15 protein-coding genes are annotated in these 16,430 nt (G+C 60.5%); 12 read left to right on the forward strand and 3 right to left on the reverse strand.

Annotated elements, in window-relative coordinates:
* Positions 1-171: 171 nt before the first annotated feature.
* The 6 genes from EGT36_RS26355 (at position 172) to EGT36_RS26380 (ending at position 5,748) form a co-directional block, all read left to right on the forward strand.
* Positions 172-1,530, forward strand: coding sequence for an NAD(P)H-dependent oxidoreductase (locus EGT36_RS26355; RefSeq protein WP_125271370.1), 1,359 nt, complete (start codon positions 172-174; stop codon positions 1,528-1,530).
* Positions 1,531-1,547: 17 nt separating this feature from the next.
* Positions 1,548-1,850, forward strand: coding sequence for a putative quinol monooxygenase (locus EGT36_RS26360; protein ID WP_034497555.1), 303 nt, complete (start codon positions 1,548-1,550; stop codon positions 1,848-1,850).
* Between the two features lie 12 nt (positions 1,851-1,862).
* Positions 1,863-2,765: an NAD(P)-dependent oxidoreductase gene (locus EGT36_RS26365; RefSeq protein ID WP_125271371.1), complete on the forward strand. Its 903-nt coding sequence runs from the start codon at positions 1,863-1,865 to the stop codon at positions 2,763-2,765.
* Positions 2,766-2,787: 22 nt separating this feature from the next.
* Positions 2,788-3,783, forward strand: a complete 996-nt coding sequence (locus tag EGT36_RS26370; RefSeq protein WP_035210337.1) for a DctP family TRAP transporter solute-binding subunit — start codon at positions 2,788-2,790, stop codon at positions 3,781-3,783.
* Positions 3,784-3,912: 129 nt separating this feature from the next.
* Complete coding sequence (locus EGT36_RS26375; protein ID WP_004445019.1) at positions 3,913-4,464, forward strand: TRAP transporter small permease; 552 nt, start codon at positions 3,913-3,915, stop codon at positions 4,462-4,464.
* A 3-nt stretch (positions 4,465-4,467) separates the two neighbouring features.
* On the forward strand, positions 4,468-5,748 hold the full coding sequence (locus EGT36_RS26380; RefSeq protein WP_004445017.1) for a TRAP transporter large permease: 1,281 nt from the start codon (positions 4,468-4,470) through the stop codon (positions 5,746-5,748).
* A 24-nt stretch (positions 5,749-5,772) separates the two neighbouring features.
* On the opposite strand, the gene EGT36_RS26385 is transcribed toward EGT36_RS26380, so the two are convergent.
* Positions 5,773-6,669, reverse strand: a complete 897-nt coding sequence (locus EGT36_RS26385; protein WP_006700384.1) for a LysR substrate-binding domain-containing protein — start codon at positions 6,667-6,669, stop codon at positions 5,773-5,775.
* Positions 6,670-6,754: 85 nt separating this feature from the next.
* On the reverse strand, positions 6,755-7,951 hold the full coding sequence (locus EGT36_RS26390) for an MFS transporter (protein WP_004445010.1): 1,197 nt from the start codon (positions 7,949-7,951) through the stop codon (positions 6,755-6,757).
* A gap of 124 nt (positions 7,952-8,075) precedes the next feature.
* Here EGT36_RS26390 and EGT36_RS26395 point away from each other — a divergent pair, with 124 nt between their 5' ends.
* On the forward strand, positions 8,076-8,930 hold the full coding sequence (locus tag EGT36_RS26395; protein ID WP_004445008.1) for an AraC family transcriptional regulator: 855 nt from the start codon (positions 8,076-8,078) through the stop codon (positions 8,928-8,930).
* A gap of 58 nt (positions 8,931-8,988) precedes the next feature.
* Here EGT36_RS26395 and EGT36_RS26400 read toward each other — a convergent pair whose 3' ends face one another.
* The gene (locus EGT36_RS26400; protein ID WP_169692187.1) at positions 8,989-9,885 is read right to left on the reverse strand and encodes a helix-turn-helix domain-containing protein; all 897 of its coding nucleotides are present in this window, start codon (positions 9,883-9,885) and stop codon (positions 8,989-8,991) included.
* Between the two features lie 86 nt (positions 9,886-9,971).
* On the opposite strand from EGT36_RS26400, the gene EGT36_RS26405 reads away from it, so the two are divergent.
* The 5 genes from EGT36_RS26405 to EGT36_RS26425 all read left to right on the forward strand — a co-directional run bounded on the left by EGT36_RS26405 (position 9,972) and on the right by EGT36_RS26425 (position 16,336).
* Positions 9,972-11,243, forward strand: a complete 1,272-nt coding sequence (locus EGT36_RS26405; protein ID WP_125271372.1) for an ABC transporter substrate-binding protein — start codon at positions 9,972-9,974, stop codon at positions 11,241-11,243.
* A gap of 253 nt (positions 11,244-11,496) precedes the next feature.
* Positions 11,497-12,357 (forward strand): carbohydrate ABC transporter permease, encoded by an 861-nt coding sequence (locus EGT36_RS26410; protein ID WP_112766341.1) that lies wholly within the window; start codon positions 11,497-11,499, stop codon positions 12,355-12,357.
* Positions 12,354-13,190, forward strand: coding sequence for a carbohydrate ABC transporter permease (locus EGT36_RS26415; RefSeq protein WP_112766303.1), 837 nt, complete (start codon positions 12,354-12,356; stop codon positions 13,188-13,190). Before EGT36_RS26410 ends, EGT36_RS26415 begins: the two co-directional genes overlap by 4 nt.
* A gap of 11 nt (positions 13,191-13,201) precedes the next feature.
* On the forward strand, positions 13,202-14,287 hold the full coding sequence (locus tag EGT36_RS26420) for an ABC transporter ATP-binding protein (RefSeq protein WP_125271373.1): 1,086 nt from the start codon (positions 13,202-13,204) through the stop codon (positions 14,285-14,287).
* A gap of 45 nt (positions 14,288-14,332) precedes the next feature.
* Positions 14,333-16,336 carry an aldo/keto reductase gene (locus EGT36_RS26425; protein ID WP_125271374.1) on the forward strand — a complete coding sequence of 668 codons (2,004 nt, stop codon included), beginning with the start codon at positions 14,333-14,335 and terminating at the stop codon, positions 16,334-16,336.
* The last annotated feature ends 94 nt before the right edge of the window (positions 16,337-16,430 follow it).

The following is a 16,430-nucleotide window of genomic DNA, read 5'->3' on the forward strand; positions in this document are numbered from 1 at the left end:
GGGAGGCGACCGCGAGAGCCGGCGCACAGGTGTGCCGGGCTTCGGGAGGAACGTCAGATTGCCATGTCTCCAGTGCCGTGAGGGGAGCCTCGCAGCCGCGGTATCGCATGGTTTTCGCCGGGCTGACTGGACATTCTCGCCAGCAATTTCCCCAGCGAAGGATGATGAAACATGAACCTCTATTCTCTTCTGTCAGAACGTGCGGCCGGCGGCAGGCCTGTCCGCGTCGGTCTCATCGGCGCGGGCAAGTTCGGCTCCATGGTGCTGGCGCAGGCGCAGCGCATCGCCGGTTTCCACATGGTCGCCGTTGCGGACCTCAATGTCGGAAAGGCGAAGGAATCGCTGGATCGCGTCGGCTGGCCGAAGGAGCGCTACGATGCGAAGAGCTGCGCCGAGGCGCTGAAGAGCGGCAAGACCTATGTGACCGACGACGTGAACGAGCTTTTCGCCTGCGGTGAGATCGAATGCGTCATCGAGGCCACCGGCCATCCGCTGGCCGGTGCCCGCCACGCGTTGGGCGCCATCGACCACAACAAACACGTCGTCATGGTCAATGTCGAAGCCGACGTCATGGTCGGCCCGATCCTTGCCGAAAAGGCCCGCGCCAAGGGCCTGATCTATTCCATGGCTTACGGCGACCAGCCGGCGTTGATCTGCGAGCTTGTCGACTGGGCGCGCGCCACCGGCTTCGAGGTCGTTTCCGCCGGCAAGGGCATGAACTTCGAGCCGCGTTACCGTTATTCGACGCCCGACACGGTCTGGGGTTATTTCGGCTGGACGGACGAGGAAGTGGCCAAGGGCGACTTCAATCCGAAAATGTATAATTCCTTCACCGATGGCACCAAGGCGGCCATCGAAATGGCGGCTGTCGCCAATGGTACGGGGCTGGATTGCCCGGATGACGGTCTGGCTTTCCCGCCCGCCGGCCTGCACGATCTCGCCCGTGTTTTCCGTCCCGCCGCCGATGGCGGCCGCATGGCCCGTTCAGGCCTGGTGGATATCGCCGCAAGCCAGGAACCGGATGGACGCGAGGTGTTCAACAACATCCGTTACGGCGTCTTCGTCACGTTCAAGGCGCATAATGAATATGCCCGCGCCTGCTTCAAGCAATATGGCCTGCTGACCGATCCGTCCGGCTGGTACGCCTCCATGTGGCGTCCGTTCCATATCATCGGACTCGAAACCTCGATCAGCGTGCTCTCTGCCGTATTGCGAAACGAGGCAACCGGCTGCTCGAAGGAGTTCCGCGGCGATGCCGTCGCCACAGCCAAGAAGGACATGCAGCCCGGCGAAATGCTGGACGGCGAGGGCGGTTATGCGGTCTGGGCGAACGCCATTCCAGCGACCCGCAGCCTGGACATGAAAGCGCTGCCGATCGGCCTCGCCCATAACGTCAAGCTGAAGCGCGCCATCGGGAAAGACCAGATCGTCAGCTTCGACGATGTGGAGCTGGTCAACGATCTCGACGTGGTGAAGCTGCGTCAGGACATGGAAAACCGCTTCCGCCCGCAAAAGGACGCTGCGGCGTGACGGGCGGGGATCAGGACATGTCGAAGGGGGCCTTCGTGGTGATAGCGGAATTTCGGGTCAAGCCCGACGCGATGGAGGCCTTTCTCGACGCTGCGCGTGATGACGCCACCCATTCGGTTCGTGATGAACCGGGTTGCCGGCAATTCGACGTGGTGCGGCCGGAAACGGGAAACAATGTGGTGTTCTACGAGGTCTATGACGACAAACAGGCTTTTGACGACCACCTGAAGACACCGCATCTCGACCGATTCCGCGAGGCGTTCCCGGCGCTTATCGAAGAAGAACTGCCGGTGCGCTTCCTGAACCGGCAATGGCTTTGAAGGATGGGAACGATGGCAGACATCCGCCAGGTCGCCGTTATCGGTACGGGTATCATGGGCGCACCCATGGCGGCGCGCCTGGCAGAGGCCGGGTTTTCCGTCAAGGCCTGGAACCGCAGTGCCGACAAGGCTGCGGTTCTGGCGGAGAAGGGCGTGCAGCCGACCGTAACGGCTGCCGAGGCTGCGGCCGAAGCGGATGTGGTGCTCTGCATGCTGAGTTCCGGGCCGGTCTGCAACGATGTTCTGCTCGGTTCGCCGGGCATCGTTTCAGCCATGAAGCTCGGTGCGGTTCTGCTGGTCATGAGTTCCATTCCCGTTGAAATTGCAATTGAACAGGCTGAAGTCGCCCTGGCATGCGGCGTCAGATATGTCGATGCGCCCGTGTCCGGCGGTGAAAAGGGAGCGATCGAAGGAACGCTCGCCATCATGGCCGGGGGTGAACAGCGGGATGTGGATGCGCTGCGGCCGCTCTTCGGTTGTCTTGGCCGCGTCACGCACGTAGGGCCGGTGGGCTGCGGCTCTCTGGCCAAGCTTGCCAATCAGCTGATCGTCGCCTCGACAATCTGCGCCGTTGCCGAAGCTCTCACCCTTGCGGAAGAAGGGGGAGCGGACCCGGCACAGGTGCGCCACGCCCTGCTTGGCGGATTTGCCGATTCCACCGTCTTCCGTCAGCACGGAAAACGCATGGTTGAGGGCGATTTCCGCCCCGGCGGGCCGGCGAAATATCAGGTCAAGGATACGTCCACGGCGCTGGCCTTCGCCAGAAGCCGCGGCCTGACATTACCGGTCAGCGAGGAGGTTGACCGGCTGTTTCGCTCCATGGTCGAGCATGGTGCGGGCGAGCTTGATCACAGCGGTGTGATCCTTGAAATTAAGCGCATGAATGCGTTCGGAGGAACGCTCGAAACTGTTTAAGACACAACAAAGGGAGGAACACATGAAAATTTCAAAACTTTACGGGCTGGCCCTTGCCGCCACCATGCTGGTCGCATCGATTGCACGGGCCGAGACGCTGACGCTGTCGACGCCGGATGCAGACAATTCCGAAATCACGCTTTCCGCCAACAAGTTCGCGGAACTGGTTTCAAAAAAGACCGACGGCAAACTCAAGATCAAGGTATTCCCCAACGGTACGCTTTATGGCGGCGATCCTTCGGCGGGCGTCAAGCAGCTGGCCGGCGGCTCGCTTGACATGCTCCTGAATTCGACATCGCTCTACGCGACGTTCAACCCGAAATTCACAGCTATCGCCATTCCCTACCAGTTCCGCGATATCGACCAGCTCCGGGTCTATCTCGACAGCGATCTCGGCAAGGAGCTTTCCAGCGATCTGAGCAAGATCGGCATTCTCGGGCTCGATCTCTGGTCACGGCCGCTGCGCCAGATCACCAATTCGAGGGCGCCGATCAAATCCCCAGCCGATTTGAAGGGCATGAAGCTGCGGGTGCCGAACAATCCGCTCTGGGTTGAATTCTTCGGCGCCATGGGGGCCGCCCCGACGCCGATGGCTTTTGCCGAAGTCTATAATGCCCTCCAGCTCAAGGTGGTCGACGGGCAGGAAAATCCGGTCAATGTGCCGGTCAGCGCCAAGCTCTACGAGGTGCAGAAATACCTGACGATCAGCAACCACATCGCCGACGCCTGGGTGCTGGGCATGAATCCTGCCCGTTTTGAAGGTCTTGATGAGAACTTCAAGACCGCGCTCAAGGAGGCCGCCGTGGAAACGGAGGCCTGGAAGGCGCAGAACGACGCTGCCGATATCGACAAGTCACTGGAAACGCTGAAAAAGAACGGCATGGAGGTGAACGCGCTGACCGATGACGAGCGCAAGGCTTTCGTGGCCGTGGCGGCCGGCCTTTCGGCGAAATTCTCCGCTCTGGTGAAGGATCAGGCCTTCTTCGACAAGACGCAGGCGTTCCTCAAGACGAACTGACCTTTCCGCAAACGGACGGCCGGGTTTCGATCCGGCCTTCCCAAATGTCAGGCAGGGTCGTCTTGCCGTGAGGGCAGGGTGGCATTCGTTTTACCGGATATCCGGTTTCAGCAGTGGAAGGGTATTGTCATGAACGATACGAAACCTTCGGTGCTCGGCACCATCGTAAGACTCATCGCCGATGTGGCCGCAGGCGCGGCCTGCGCCGGCATTCTCATCGTCGTGCTCCTCCAGGTCATTGGCCGCCTCATCGGCAGTCCTCTCCCCTGGACCGAGGAAGCGACCCGCTTTCTCTTCATCTGGATGGTGTTTCTGGGCCTCGCCGCCGGCTTCCGCACCGTTGAAAGCGCCCGTGTTGTGGTGTTTCTCGTGCTGTTTCACCGCTTCTTCCGGCGGCTCGCGGTGCCGATCTACGTCGGTTCATCCGTGTTCTTCTTCGGCATGATGGGCTGGACGGGCCTGACCATGGTGCGCCAGCAGGTCATGATGAACGAAACCGCCGCCACGCTTCCCATCCCGATGTGGACCATCGGCATCGTTCTGCCGGTCTCCGCCATCATCGCCGTGCTCGCCATCGTCGAATCGCTGCGCAGCCGCCGGGAGCTCATCGCGCTTCCCGAGCTTGGCCTGCCGGCGGACGAGATCGCACACGCCGACATCTCCATTTCAGCAGGACATTGATTCATGTCGGTCTTTCTTCTCGTCGCCTTTTTCGGTCTCAGCATGCTCGGTGTACCGCTTGCCATTGCGCTGGCGCTCGCCAGCGTCGGCACGCTCTGGCTCTTTACCTCCATGCCGATGGACCTGCTGTCGCAGACGATGTTCTCGTCCATGAACTCCTTCCTGCTCGTCGCCGTGCCGCTGTTCATCCTCGTCGGCACCGTCATGGAGCGGGGGCGTGTTGCGGAGCGCATTTTCGATTTCGCCGAGGCCATGGTGGGCTGGTTGCCCGGCGGCCTCGGTCACGTCAACGTCATCTCTTCGGTGATTTTTTCCGGTGTCTCCGGCTCGTCCGTCGCCGACATCGCCTCTGTCGGCGCCATCGAGATCAAGGCGATGGAGCGGCATGGCTTCCCGAAGGGTTATGCCGTCGGCATGACGCTTTGCACCTCCACGCTCTCCTCGATCATTCCGCCGTCGATCCTGATCGTCATTGCCGGCTCCATCGCCAACGTGTCCATCGGCACATTGCTGATCGCGGGCCTGGTGCCCGGCCTCTTCATCGCCTTCGCCTTCCTGGTCTTCAATCACTTCTATTCCGTGCACTACGGATATAACCCGCCGACCCCCTTCAACTTCCGTCTGGTTGTCATCACCGGACTTCGCGCCATCCTGCCGATGCTCACCCCGCTGATCCTCATCATCGGCATCGCCAGCGGCCTGTTCACGCCGACGGAAGCCGCTGCCATCGCGGTCGTTTATGTCGCGGTGCTCGGCGTCATCGTCTACCGCACGCTGCCGGTGCGCGAACTGCCGGAAATCCTCATCTCGACGGCACGCATTTCCGGAACCATCCTGTTCATCGCCGCCACTTCGCAGCTGGCTGCCTGGGTCTTCACCTTTGACGGCCTGCCGGAACAGGTCGCCGAACTCTTGAAGGCGATGAACCTCGGGCCGATGACGGGCATGCTCGTGATCTTCGTGTTCCTGCTGATCATCGGCATTTTCATGGAAGCGATCCCCGCCATGTTCATCCTCATTCCGGTATTGATGCCGCCGGTCGAAGCGCTCGGTATCGATCCGATCCATTTCCTGATCGTGACTGTCATGACGCTGACGCTCGGGCTGGTGACGCCGCCAGTCGGGGTCTGCCTGTTTGCCGCAGCCCAGGTCGCGAATATGAAGATCGAGGATGTCATCCGCGGTTCGCTGGCGCCGATGACGGTGCTGACGCTCGCCATATTTGCGCTGGTGCTTTTCCCGATCCTGACGCTTGGGCCGATACGGCTGATGGGTCTCTACTGAGCCGAAACAGTACGCCTGAAAAACTCAGACAACGCGACGGTCACGCCACTCGTCGCGTTGTTTTCGCATCCACTCCAGGAAAAGCGTCACCTTTCGCTGCCGCAGGTGAGAATGCGGGCAAACGATCCATTGGGTAACGAGCTTGATGCGCGGTGCGTCGATGACAGGGCAGACAAGCGCTCCGGTACTCAGTTCCCGTTCCATCATCAGCGTGCTTTCCAGCGCGACGCCCAGACCGCCGGCCGCGGCGTCGATGGCCATATGGCTGCGGTCGAACAGCACGCGCCGCCATCTTTTGTCTGAATGCACGCCCGCCATCGGGAACCAGTGCGTCCACTGCGCCTGCGCCTTCACCGAATGAATGAGCCGCAGTTCGAGCAGATCGGCGGCCTGAAGGCTTCCGGTGGCGGCATAGTCCGGTGAGGACACCGGCAGGAATTCCTCTTCCACCAGCCCTTCCACGAAGAGGCCCGGCCAACGACCATCGCCGTGGCGCAGCTCCACATCGACGAGCTCCTGCGAAAAATCGGTCGGCTCGTTGGTGCCGTCCAAGCGCACTTCCAGTTCAGGATGCTCCTCCAGAAAGGAGCCGAGACGCGGCAGAAGCCATTTGTTGGAAATGGTCGGCGTCGCCCGGATCGTCAGTGCCGTGACGGAACGGAAACCACGAATGCTGTCGGTCGCGTCGGATATCTGCTCAATCTGGGCGGTGATCATCGAAAAATAGCGCTCGCCCGCTTCCGTCAATGTCACCTTGCGGCCCGTCCGCGCCATCAGCGTCGTGCCGAGCTGGCCTTCCAGCAGCTGGATCTGCTGGGAAACGGCCGAAGGCGTCACGCTCAACTCTTCCGCCGCCCGGGAAATGCTGCCCGCCCTTGCCGCGGCGTGGAAAACGAGGATCGATTTTATCGGGATTTGCATGGATAGGGCTTTGCTCAACGGAATACGGCGGTCACCCGAGTATCACAGGTGACCGCCGTGTTGAAAAGCGTTGAACGCGAGGCTTTTAGCGGTGGCTCGGCAGTTTCGGCAGGAAGACCGTCAAAAGGCCGAGCAGCGGCATGTAGGAGCAGATGCGGTAGACGAATTCAATGCCTTCCTTATCCGCATAGACCCCCAGAACCGCAGCTCCGATGCCGCCGAAACCGAAGGCGAAACCGAAGAACATGCCGGCGATGAGGCCGACGCGGCCCGGCACAAGCTCCTGCGCGAAAACGACGATGGCCGAGAAAGCGGAAGAGAAGACGAAGCCGATGACGACGACCAGAACGGCTGTCCAGAACAGGTTCGCATAGGGCAGCATCAACGCGAAGGGAATGACGCCGAGGATCGAGAACCAGATGACGACGCGCGAGCCGAAACGGTCACCGATCGGGCCGCCGAAGAACACGCCCAGTGCCGAAGCCCCGAGGAAGAGGAACAGCAGTACCTGCGCGTCCTGCACGCCAAGGCCGAACCTGTCGATGGTGTAGAAGGTGAAGTAGCTCGACAGGCTGGCGAGATAGGCATTCTTGGTGGCGGTCAGGACCACCAGCACCAGAAGCGTCATCATCACGGTTCCGCGTGAGAGCGGCAGGGCGCGGCTGGCCGGAGCCTTGCCGACGGTTGCGCGGCGGTGGCGGGTATACCAGACGCCGACCCAGGACAGCACGCCGAAGCCGAGGAGCGCAATCAGCGAGAACCAGCTGAGGCTCGACTGGCCCAATGGAATGACGATGAAGGCGGCGAGCAGCGGGCCGATGGCCGTGCCGGTATTCCCACCCACCTGGAAGAAGGACTGCGCCAGACCATGGCGGCCGCCGGATGCCAGGCGGGCAACGCGCGAGGCTTCGGGATGGAAGATCGCCGAGCCGATGCCGATGAGGCAGGCGCCAATCACCAGAACCTCGAAACTATGGGCAAAGGCGAGCGTGATGAGGCCGGCGCAGGTGGAGAGCATGGCCACGGGCAGGGAAAACGGCATGGGCCAACGGTCTGTCACCATGCCGACGACCGGCTGCAGCAGCGATGCCGTGACCTGAAAGGCGAAGGTAAGCAGTCCGATCTGTACGAAATCGAGCGCGTAATTGGCTTTCAGCAACGGGTAAAGCGACGTCAGCAGCGATTGCATGATGTCGTTCAGCATGTGGCAGAAGCTCGCGGCTGCGATGATTGAAAACGCCGTGCGTTGCGGGTTGAACCCGGTGCTGGTGACGGTGGCCATGAATTATCCTCTCCAGATCCCCGCCGATGAAACGGGAAACATGTCTTTATTTGCTCCCGCTTTTATTCATATTGTGTCTGGCCTGCATTTGTGTTCTGGACGAGTTTCTTTGTGAGTGGGCCAAATGGCAAAAATCAAATCGCGACAGACAGTCGGTGTGACGCTCGAGGAGCATGAGCGCAGCCTGAAATTGATCGACGGCACCAATGAGCCGGTGCTGGCGCTCCATCGCATCTATCCGACGGGGCATCGCACTCCGCCCCATAACCATAGTCGCGTGCAGATATGGTGCGCGCGCCGGGGGGTGGTGCTGGTCAGCACGGCGGATGGGCGCTGGATGATACCGCCGGGTCACGGGCTGCTCATTCCCGCCGGTCTGCAACATGAGGCCGAAGTCATCTCCAATGTCGAGATGCACTCCATCTATGTCCATCCCGATCTCTTCCAGGCAACGTCTCCAAGGGTCGTGGAAATAACAGATCTCGCCTCGAGCCTGATTTCCGAATTGCTGGCCGAGGAACATCAGCCAGCTGCTTTTCACCGGCAGGGTCTCGTGCGCGCACTTTTGCTGGATGAAGTGAACCGCCTGCCGGAACGCCCTTTGGGTTTGCCATTTCCGGACAATCAGCGGCTGGCAGCGCTTTGCCGGGATTTCCTCAACAGGCCCGTGGCGCGGGTGGAGATCGATGACTGGGCGGCGGCCATGGGCATCAGCCGCCGGTCCTTTACGCGTCTGTTTCGCAAGGAACTGGGGGTGAGCTTCGCCACATGGCGTCAGCAGGCCTGCATCTTCGCCTCCCTGCCGCGGCTGGCGGCGGGGGAGGCCGTGACGAACGTGGCGCTGGATGCCGGTTATGAAAACATCCCCGCTTTTACAACGATGTTCCGGCGAATGCTGGGCAGCTCGCCCCGGGCTTATCGCCAGGCGGCGCGGCAGCGCAGCGCTGCTTTTCCCGATTTTGAAGAGATGGGTGGCTAGGGTTGGGGTGCTCACTCAACCTCATCCCTGTGACGAGCACAGGAATGAGGAGGGCACCCTAAGCCGCCGCCGCCCGCATGTCGCGGCGGAAATCGGAAGGCGACATGCCTGATATCTGGCGGAATGCCTTGTTGAATGCGCTGACCGAGCCGAAACCGCTTTCCATGGCGATCTGCAGGATATTGTCCTTGCCCGTCATCAGCATGGCCTGCGCGCGCGAAAGCCGGAGCAGGGTCAGATATTTGATCAGCGTCATGCCGGTGGATTTGCGGAACAGGTTCATCGCATATTTCGGGTGAAGCGCGGCGGCGCGGGCGATGTCGGTTGCGTCGATATCGTCGAGGAAATTGGCGGCAATGAAATCGCACATGCGTACCACGCCGATGGAGGGCGCCATGCCCTCATCATTCTCTCTGCGTTTGCCGCTGGCGGCGGAAGATATGACGGAGTATGGCTCGAGGAACATCCGCTCGACCCTGAGCAGCAATTCTTCCACCGCGTGCTGGGCTTTCGCCGGGTCGCCGGAGGTGACATAGCGAAACCAGCGGCCGAAATTTTCGGCGTCTGCCTTGTCCGTCTCAGCACTCACCATCGTCGCACCGCCCATCAGCAGGCTCGAAACGGTAGCGGGCAGGCGCATGCGGAAAAAGTGCACGAGCGGAAGATGCGCGCCGGCGTAAAACGAATCGTCGGAAGAGTGGTCCATCTGGTGCGGCTGGCCACCCCAGAAGATGCACATCTGGCCGGAATTAAGCGTAAGGTCATGATCGCCCATGCGATAATGCACCGATCCCGCCATCACGTAATTCACCTCCACCTGCGCGTGCCAGTGTGGCCTGAGCATGATGGGCGGGTGATTGTGAAAAAGCTGAAGGGTTGTCGGCATGCCTTCGATGCTGCTTGCACCCGGCTGGTAGAAGGCTCTTTCAGCAATCTTACTTTCCGCCAAATCGATGTTCCCTTTTTACGAGACAGATTTCCTGCCGCCGGTAATGTGCCCATGTTCGCTGAAGAACGGCAATTGAAAAAGGGAGGTTTTCAATGTGCTTGAAATTTCTTGGCGCGTCTACGGCCATGCTGCTTCTTGCAGCCCCGGCTTTCGCGCAAACCGAGACCGTCACCATCTGGAGCTGGAATGTCGCGGCTTCCGCGCTGAAATCCACGGTAGAGGGCTTCAACAAGCAGAATCCGGATATCAAGATCGTCGTTGAAGACCTTGGAAACAATCAGGTTTTTGACAAGACGCTGGCCGCCTGCGCCGCCGGGGGCGATGGTCTTCCTGATATCGTCACCATTGAAAATTTCGAAGCGGAACTGTTCTGGAGCCGTTTTCCCGATTGTTTCGCCAATCTGACCGAGCTTGGCTATACGCCTGAGAAACAGGCGCTTTTTCCTGATTTCAAGCGCACGGAACTGGAGGTTGACGGTGTAGCCTATGCGGTTCCGTGGGACTCCGGCCCGGTAGCGGTTTTCTATCGCCGCGACTTCTATGAAAAGGCGGGCGTCGATCCGGCCACCATCAAGAGCTGGGATGATTTCATCGCCGCCGGCGAGAAGGTCATGGCTGCCAATCCCGGAACGGTCATGGCGCAGGCCGACTTCAACGGCGATAGCGAATGGTTCCGCATGATCGCCAATGAGCAGGGATGCGGTTACTTTTCGACCGATGGCCAGAACATTACCATCAACCAGCCCGCCTGTGTCGCGACCCTTGAAAAGGTCAAGGAAATGAAGGACGCCGGCATCATCACGGCGGCGATCTGGGATGAAAAGATCCAGGCCAATACCGCCGGCAAGGCGGCAAGCCAGATGTATGGCGCCTGGTACGAGGGCACGATCCGCTCCGGCTCGCCCGATCTCGCGGGCAAATGGGGCGTCTATCTGATGCCGAGCCTCACGCCTGACGGTCCGCATGCGGCCAATCTTGGCGGGTCTTCGCTGGCGATCAGTTCGACGTCCGAGCACAAGGAAGCCGCATGGAAATACATCGATTACGCGCTGACCACGAATGAGGGCCAGGTGACGATGCTGAAATCCTTCGGCCTCGTTCCCTCGCTGCTATCAGCCATCGACGATCCCTTCGTGAAGGAAAAGCACCCCTATTGGGGCGGGCAGGCGGTCTGGACCGATATTCTCGCCACGCTGCCGAAGATCGTTCCAAGCCGCGGCACGGCATTCCAGTCCGATGCGGATGCGATCTACAAGGCGACGCAGACGAAATATTTCGCAGGTGGCTATCCCGATGCGAAGGCTGCGCTCGATGATGCGGCAAAGCAGATCGAAACGGCCACGGGGCTGCCTGTCGCGCAGTAAGCCCGCGGCCAGGACCGAGCGGGTGCCACGGGCTTCTTCTCCCCGAGGGGGAGAAGTCCGCGGCAGCGGGATGAGGGGGCAACGTTGGTGATAGATCGCGAGCTACCCCCCTCATCCGACCCTTCGGGCCACCTTCTCCCCCTTGGGGAGAAGAAATAGGCCGAACCGCCCTGCAATGGTCTCGCCCTCGAAATCGGGCAGGCCTTCAAGCTTTTCCATTTATCCGGTCCATGTCCGGCATCTGGAGGTCGTCATGCCGTCTAGGAACAGGATCGCTTATGCGTTCCTTGCACCTTATCTCCTGATTTTCGCCACCTTCTGGGTCTGGCCGATCATCAGCTCGTTCATGCTGTCGTTCCAGAATACCCGCATTAACCCGTGGCGGTTTGCACCGTCCATGAACTGGGGGCGGCTCGTCTCCGATCCGGCTTTTTATAACGCGCTCTACAATACGCTGATCATTCTGGTCATTCAGGTGCCGGTCATGATCGCGCTCGCCACCGTCATGGCGGTGCTCCTGAATTCGCCGCTGCTGAAGGCGCGGCCGCTCTATCGTTTTGCCTTCTTCGCGCCTGTCGTTGTCGGTGAGGTGGCCTATGCGGCGGTGTTCCGGCTGATGTTCAGCGCCGATTTTGGCATCATCAACAAGCTCATCACGTCAGTCGGCCTTTCGTCCATCTCGTGGTTCGACAATGCCAATGCGGCCATGGCGCTGGTCATCATCGCGGTGACATGGCGCTGGGCGGGGTATAATGCCATCATCATTCTCGCCGGTCTGCAATCGATCCCCGGCGATGTCTATGAGGCGGCGACGCTGGACAAGGTGAGCAAGCGCCAGCAGTTCTTTCATATCACGCTGCCGCTCCTCAAGCCCATCATCCTGTTCTGCGTTGTCCTGTCGGTCATCGGCACCATGCAGCTCTTTGCCGAACCCTTCCTCATCACCAACAGGGGCGGGCCGGGCGGCGGCACGGAAACGCTGGGACTTTTCCTTTATCGGCAGGGCTTCACCTCGCTCAATTTCGGGTACGCCTCGGCCATCGCCTACACCATGGCGGCGCTCGCCATCGCCATTTCGCTGCTTAATCTCTGGGTCGGGAGGGAGCCGAAATGAGATCGAAATCGAGATCGCTTTTCTGGCAAAAGATCGCGCTGCATGCGGTGATGACGCCACTTGCCGTCATCTGGCTGTTTCCGCTGTGGATGATGTTCGTGTTCTCGACCATGCCGGATTACGGCATCTTCAGCCCCGATATCGTTCTGGTGCCGTCCACCAACTTCATCGAGAATTTCAACAACCTGCAGGCGGATACGAATTTCCTCAGGGCCATGTTCATCTCGATCACCGTCGCCTGCATTTACACCGTCCTTTCGGTCTTCCTGACGTCGATGGCGGGCTGGGCGCTGGCGCGTTACCGTTTTGCGGGACGGGGCGTGGTGATCGCCATCATTCTCGGCACCATCACCCTGCCGTTTGCAGTCGTCGTCATTCCGCAATTCATCATGGTGGCGCGGGAATTCAAGCTCGCCAATACCTGGGTGGCGCTGATCGTGCCGCCGCTCTTCAACTCGCTCGGCGTGCTGTTCATGCGGCAATCCTTCTCGATGATGCCGACGGAGCTTTTCGATGCCGCGCGGGTGGAAGGCGTCAAGGAATGGCAGATTTTTCTGCGCATTGCTTTGCCCTTGGCGCGGCCCACAATGGCGGCGCTCTCCATCATTCTCTTCCTGGCCTCGTGGAACAATTACCTCTGGCCGCTTCTCATCAATTCCCGCCCAGGAATGATGACCGCACCCGTGGCGCTTGGCACCCTTATCGGGCTCACCAAGGTGTCATGGGGCGGCATCATGGCCGGCGCGGTGCTGCTGACCGCACCCATTCTCGTGGTTTTCGTGGTCCTGCAGCGTCACTTCATCGCCGGCATTTCAGCCGGGGCAGTCAAGTAAGGGGAGGCCGCATGGCGGAACTTTCGCTCAAAAACGTGGTCAAGCGATACGGTGCGCTGGAGGTGATCCATGGCGCCAACCTTGAGGTGAAAGACGGGGAATTCGTCGTTTTTGTCGGCCCGTCCGGCTGCGGAAAATCCACGCTTCTCAGAATGATCGCGGGGCTGGAGGATATTTCCGGTGGCGATATCGTGATTGGCGGCAAGACGGTCAGTGATGCTGATCCGGCCGATCGTGGCATTGCCATGGTGTTCCAGTCCTATGCACTTTATCCGCACATGACGGTAGCCGAAAACCTCTCCTTCGGCCTCAGGATGAACGGCAACCCAAAGGCCGATACGGAAAAGCGGGTCAACCGCGCCGCCGAAATCCTGCAGATCAATGAACTGATGGATCGCCGGCCGAAACAGCTTTCCGGCGGCCAGCGGCAGCGTGTGGCCATCGGCCGGGCCATTGTGCGCGAGCCGCAGGTCTTCCTGTTCGACGAGCCTCTGTCCAACCTCGATGCGGAACTGCGGGTGCAGATGCGCGTCGAAATTTCGCGCCTGCACAAGCAACTCGGCACCACGATGATCTATGTGACGCATGACCAGACCGAGGCGATGACGCTGGCCGACAAGATCGTGGTCCTGCGGGCGGGCAATATCGAACAGGTGGGTGCGCCGCTCGATCTTTACGATGATCCCGCCAACCGCTTTGTCGCCGGCTTTGTCGGCTCGCCGAAGATGAACTTTCTCGACGCCACTGTCATCGGCGGCGGCGCCGACAGCGTCACGCTCGCCCTCGACAGCGATCCTGCGGTGCGGCTGACTTTGCCGATCAAAGAGCGCGTCAACGAGGGCGCCAGGGTCTCGCTCGGCATCCGGCCGGAGCATTTTGCCGATGCGGGCGGGGGCGATGCCGATCTCACCGTGCATGTCGATGTCGCCGAGCATCTCGGCAATACCAGCTATGTCTATGCCCGAACCGAAGGCGGCGAGCAGATCATCATCGAGCGGCCGGAATCGCGTGATGTCGGCAATCGCGACCGGCTGACGGTCGGCCTTTCCGCCCGCCGGGCTTTCCTTTTCGACAGCAAGGGCGAACGCCTGCGCTGAACCCTTTCCCAAGCACCCAAGACCGATACGAAAGACGAGGATTTCATGACCACCGAACAACCGATCCGCTGGGGCATCATCGGCCCGGGCACCATCGCCAGAACCTTTGCTGACGGTATCGCCCATTCCCGCACCGGCAGGTTAGAGGCCATCGCCACCCGCAATCCGGACAAGCCCGGCCTTGCAGAAGCTTTTGCCGGCGCGCGCATCATCCATGGGTACGACGCGCTGCTTGCCGATCCTACTATCGATGCGGTCTATATCGCCACACCCCATACCGGCCATGCCGAATGGGCGATCAAGGCGATCCGGGCCGGCAAGAACGTGCTGGTGGAAAAGCCCATCGCGCTCTCGGCCTATGATGCCGACGCCATTTTCCACGAGGCGAAAAAGGCAGGCGTCTTCGCCGGCGAGGCCTATATGTATCGCCTGCATCCGCAGACGGCGAAGCTGCTGGAACTGGTGAAAGCCCGCGCGGTGGGCGATATCCGCATCATCCGCTCCAGCTTCGGTTTCAACATGGGCTCGTTCCGGGCCGATCACCGGCTGTTCGCCAATGAAACCGCGGGTGGTGGCATTCTCGATGTCGGTGGTTATCCGGTTTCCATGGTGCGGATGATCGCAGGTGCCGTGGAGGGCAAACCTTTCGCCGAACCGGAAAAGGTCGCGGGTGCGGCGCATCTCGGCCAGTCGGGCGTTGATGAATGGGCCTCGGCCGTGCTGAAATTCGCAAACGGCATCGTCGCCGAAGTCTCGTGCTCGATCATGGCGGCGCAGGACAATGTGCTGCGCATCATCGGCTCGGAAGGGCGCATCGAGGTCAAGGATTTCTGGTTTGCTGCCGGCCACAAGGGTGGCACCGGCCGGATCGATATCATCAGGGGCGACAAGGTCGAAACCATCGAATTGCCCGAGGATCGCTGGCTTTATTCCTTTGAGGTCGATGCGGCGGGCGAGGCAATTCGCCAGGGCAGACACGAATTCGCGGCACCTGGCATGGCCTGGGCGGACAGCCTCGGCAACCTGCGCGTCATGGACCAGTGGCGGGCTTGCGTCGGGCTGGAATACAGCGTCGAAAAGGCGACGTCGCGCACCGCCAATATAGCAGGTGGTAAGGTTGTATCCGGAAATACGGTCCCGAAGCGGCAGATACCGGGCCTTGCCAAACCCGCTTCGGTAGTCGCGCTCGGCTTCGAGTTTTTCCCCAATTTCGCTTCCGCATCCCTGACGCTCGATGCGTTTTACGAGGCGGGCGGCAATCTCTTCGATACGGCCTATGTCTATGGCGGCGGCAAAACGGAGGCGATTTTCGGCGACTGGCACACCAGCCGCAACGTGCCGCGCGAAGAGATCGTGTTGATCGGCAAGGGCGCGCATTCGCCGCTCTGCTATCCCGATATGATCGCCAAACAGCTAGATCAGTCGCTGGAGCGTCTGAAGACGGATTACGTCGATGTTTATTTCATGCATCGCGATAATCTCGACATCCCGGTGGGCGAGTTCGTTGATGCCATGGATGCTGAAGTCCGGCGTGGGCGCATTCGCGGCATTTTCGGCGGCTCGAACTGGACGCGCGAACGCATGGATGAGGCCGCGGCTTACGCGCAGAAGAACGGCAAACAGGCCCCCGGCGCGCTTTCCAACAATTTCTCGCTTGCCGAAATGCTCGATCCCATCTGGGCAGGCTGCGTGGCGGCATCGGATGACGAATGGAAAGAATGGCTGAAATCCCGACAAATCCCCAATTTCGCATGGTCCAGCCAGGGGCGCGGTTTCTTCACCGAGCGGGCAGGGCGGGACAAGCATGACGATGAGGAAATCGTCCGCGTCTGGTATTCCGACCGCAATTTCGTCCGTCGCGATCGGGCGATCGAGCTTGCGCAGAAACTCGGGCGCCACCCAATCCATATCGCTCTCGCTTATGTCATCGCCCAGCCTTTCCCGGTCATCCCGCTGATCGGGCCGCGCACGATTGCGGAGCTGGAGGACAGTCTTTCGGCGCTTGATATTGCGCTGACGGATGAGCAGGTGAAGTGGCTGGAGGCGTAAGAGTGGATTGAGGCTACGGATTTATCCGCCGCCTCTTTCGGATAGGGCAAGCCGTTGCGGCATATTTCTTCTCCCCGCCGGAGAGAAGGTGGCC

This window comes from Agrobacterium sp. FDAARGOS_525 (genome assembly GCF_003938925.1).
Lineage (GTDB): Bacteria > Pseudomonadota > Alphaproteobacteria > Rhizobiales > Rhizobiaceae > Agrobacterium > Agrobacterium pusense.

Excerpts from the sequence above, each read along its gene's own strand:
- EGT36_RS26365 (WP_125271371.1), top strand. The coding sequence starts at position 1,863 with ATGGCAGACATCCGCCAGGTCGCCGTTATCGGTACGGGTATCATGGGC.
- EGT36_RS26360 (WP_034497555.1), top strand. The coding sequence starts at position 1,548 with ATGTCGAAGGGGGCCTTCGTGGTGATAGCGGAATTTCGGGTCAAGCCC.
- EGT36_RS26420 (WP_125271373.1), top strand. The coding sequence starts at position 13,202 with ATGGCGGAACTTTCGCTCAAAAACGTGGTCAAGCGATACGGTGCGCTG.
- EGT36_RS26415 (WP_112766303.1), top strand. The coding sequence starts at position 12,354 with ATGAGATCGAAATCGAGATCGCTTTTCTGGCAAAAGATCGCGCTGCAT.
- EGT36_RS26380 (WP_004445017.1), top strand. The coding sequence starts at position 4,468 with ATGTCGGTCTTTCTTCTCGTCGCCTTTTTCGGTCTCAGCATGCTCGGT.
- EGT36_RS26385 (WP_006700384.1), bottom strand. The coding sequence starts at position 6,669 with ATGCAAATCCCGATAAAATCGATCCTCGTTTTCCACGCCGCGGCAAGG.
- EGT36_RS26375 (WP_004445019.1), top strand. The coding sequence starts at position 3,913 with ATGAACGATACGAAACCTTCGGTGCTCGGCACCATCGTAAGACTCATC.
- EGT36_RS26395 (WP_004445008.1), top strand. The coding sequence starts at position 8,076 with ATGGCAAAAATCAAATCGCGACAGACAGTCGGTGTGACGCTCGAGGAG.
- EGT36_RS26355 (WP_125271370.1), top strand. The coding sequence starts at position 172 with ATGAACCTCTATTCTCTTCTGTCAGAACGTGCGGCCGGCGGCAGGCCT.
- EGT36_RS26405 (WP_125271372.1), top strand. The coding sequence starts at position 9,972 with ATGTGCTTGAAATTTCTTGGCGCGTCTACGGCCATGCTGCTTCTTGCA.
- EGT36_RS26390 (WP_004445010.1), bottom strand. The coding sequence starts at position 7,951 with ATGGCCACCGTCACCAGCACCGGGTTCAACCCGCAACGCACGGCGTTT.
- EGT36_RS26410 (WP_112766341.1), top strand. The coding sequence starts at position 11,497 with ATGCCGTCTAGGAACAGGATCGCTTATGCGTTCCTTGCACCTTATCTC.
- EGT36_RS26425 (WP_125271374.1), top strand. The coding sequence starts at position 14,333 with ATGACCACCGAACAACCGATCCGCTGGGGCATCATCGGCCCGGGCACC.
- EGT36_RS26370 (WP_035210337.1), top strand. The coding sequence starts at position 2,788 with ATGAAAATTTCAAAACTTTACGGGCTGGCCCTTGCCGCCACCATGCTG.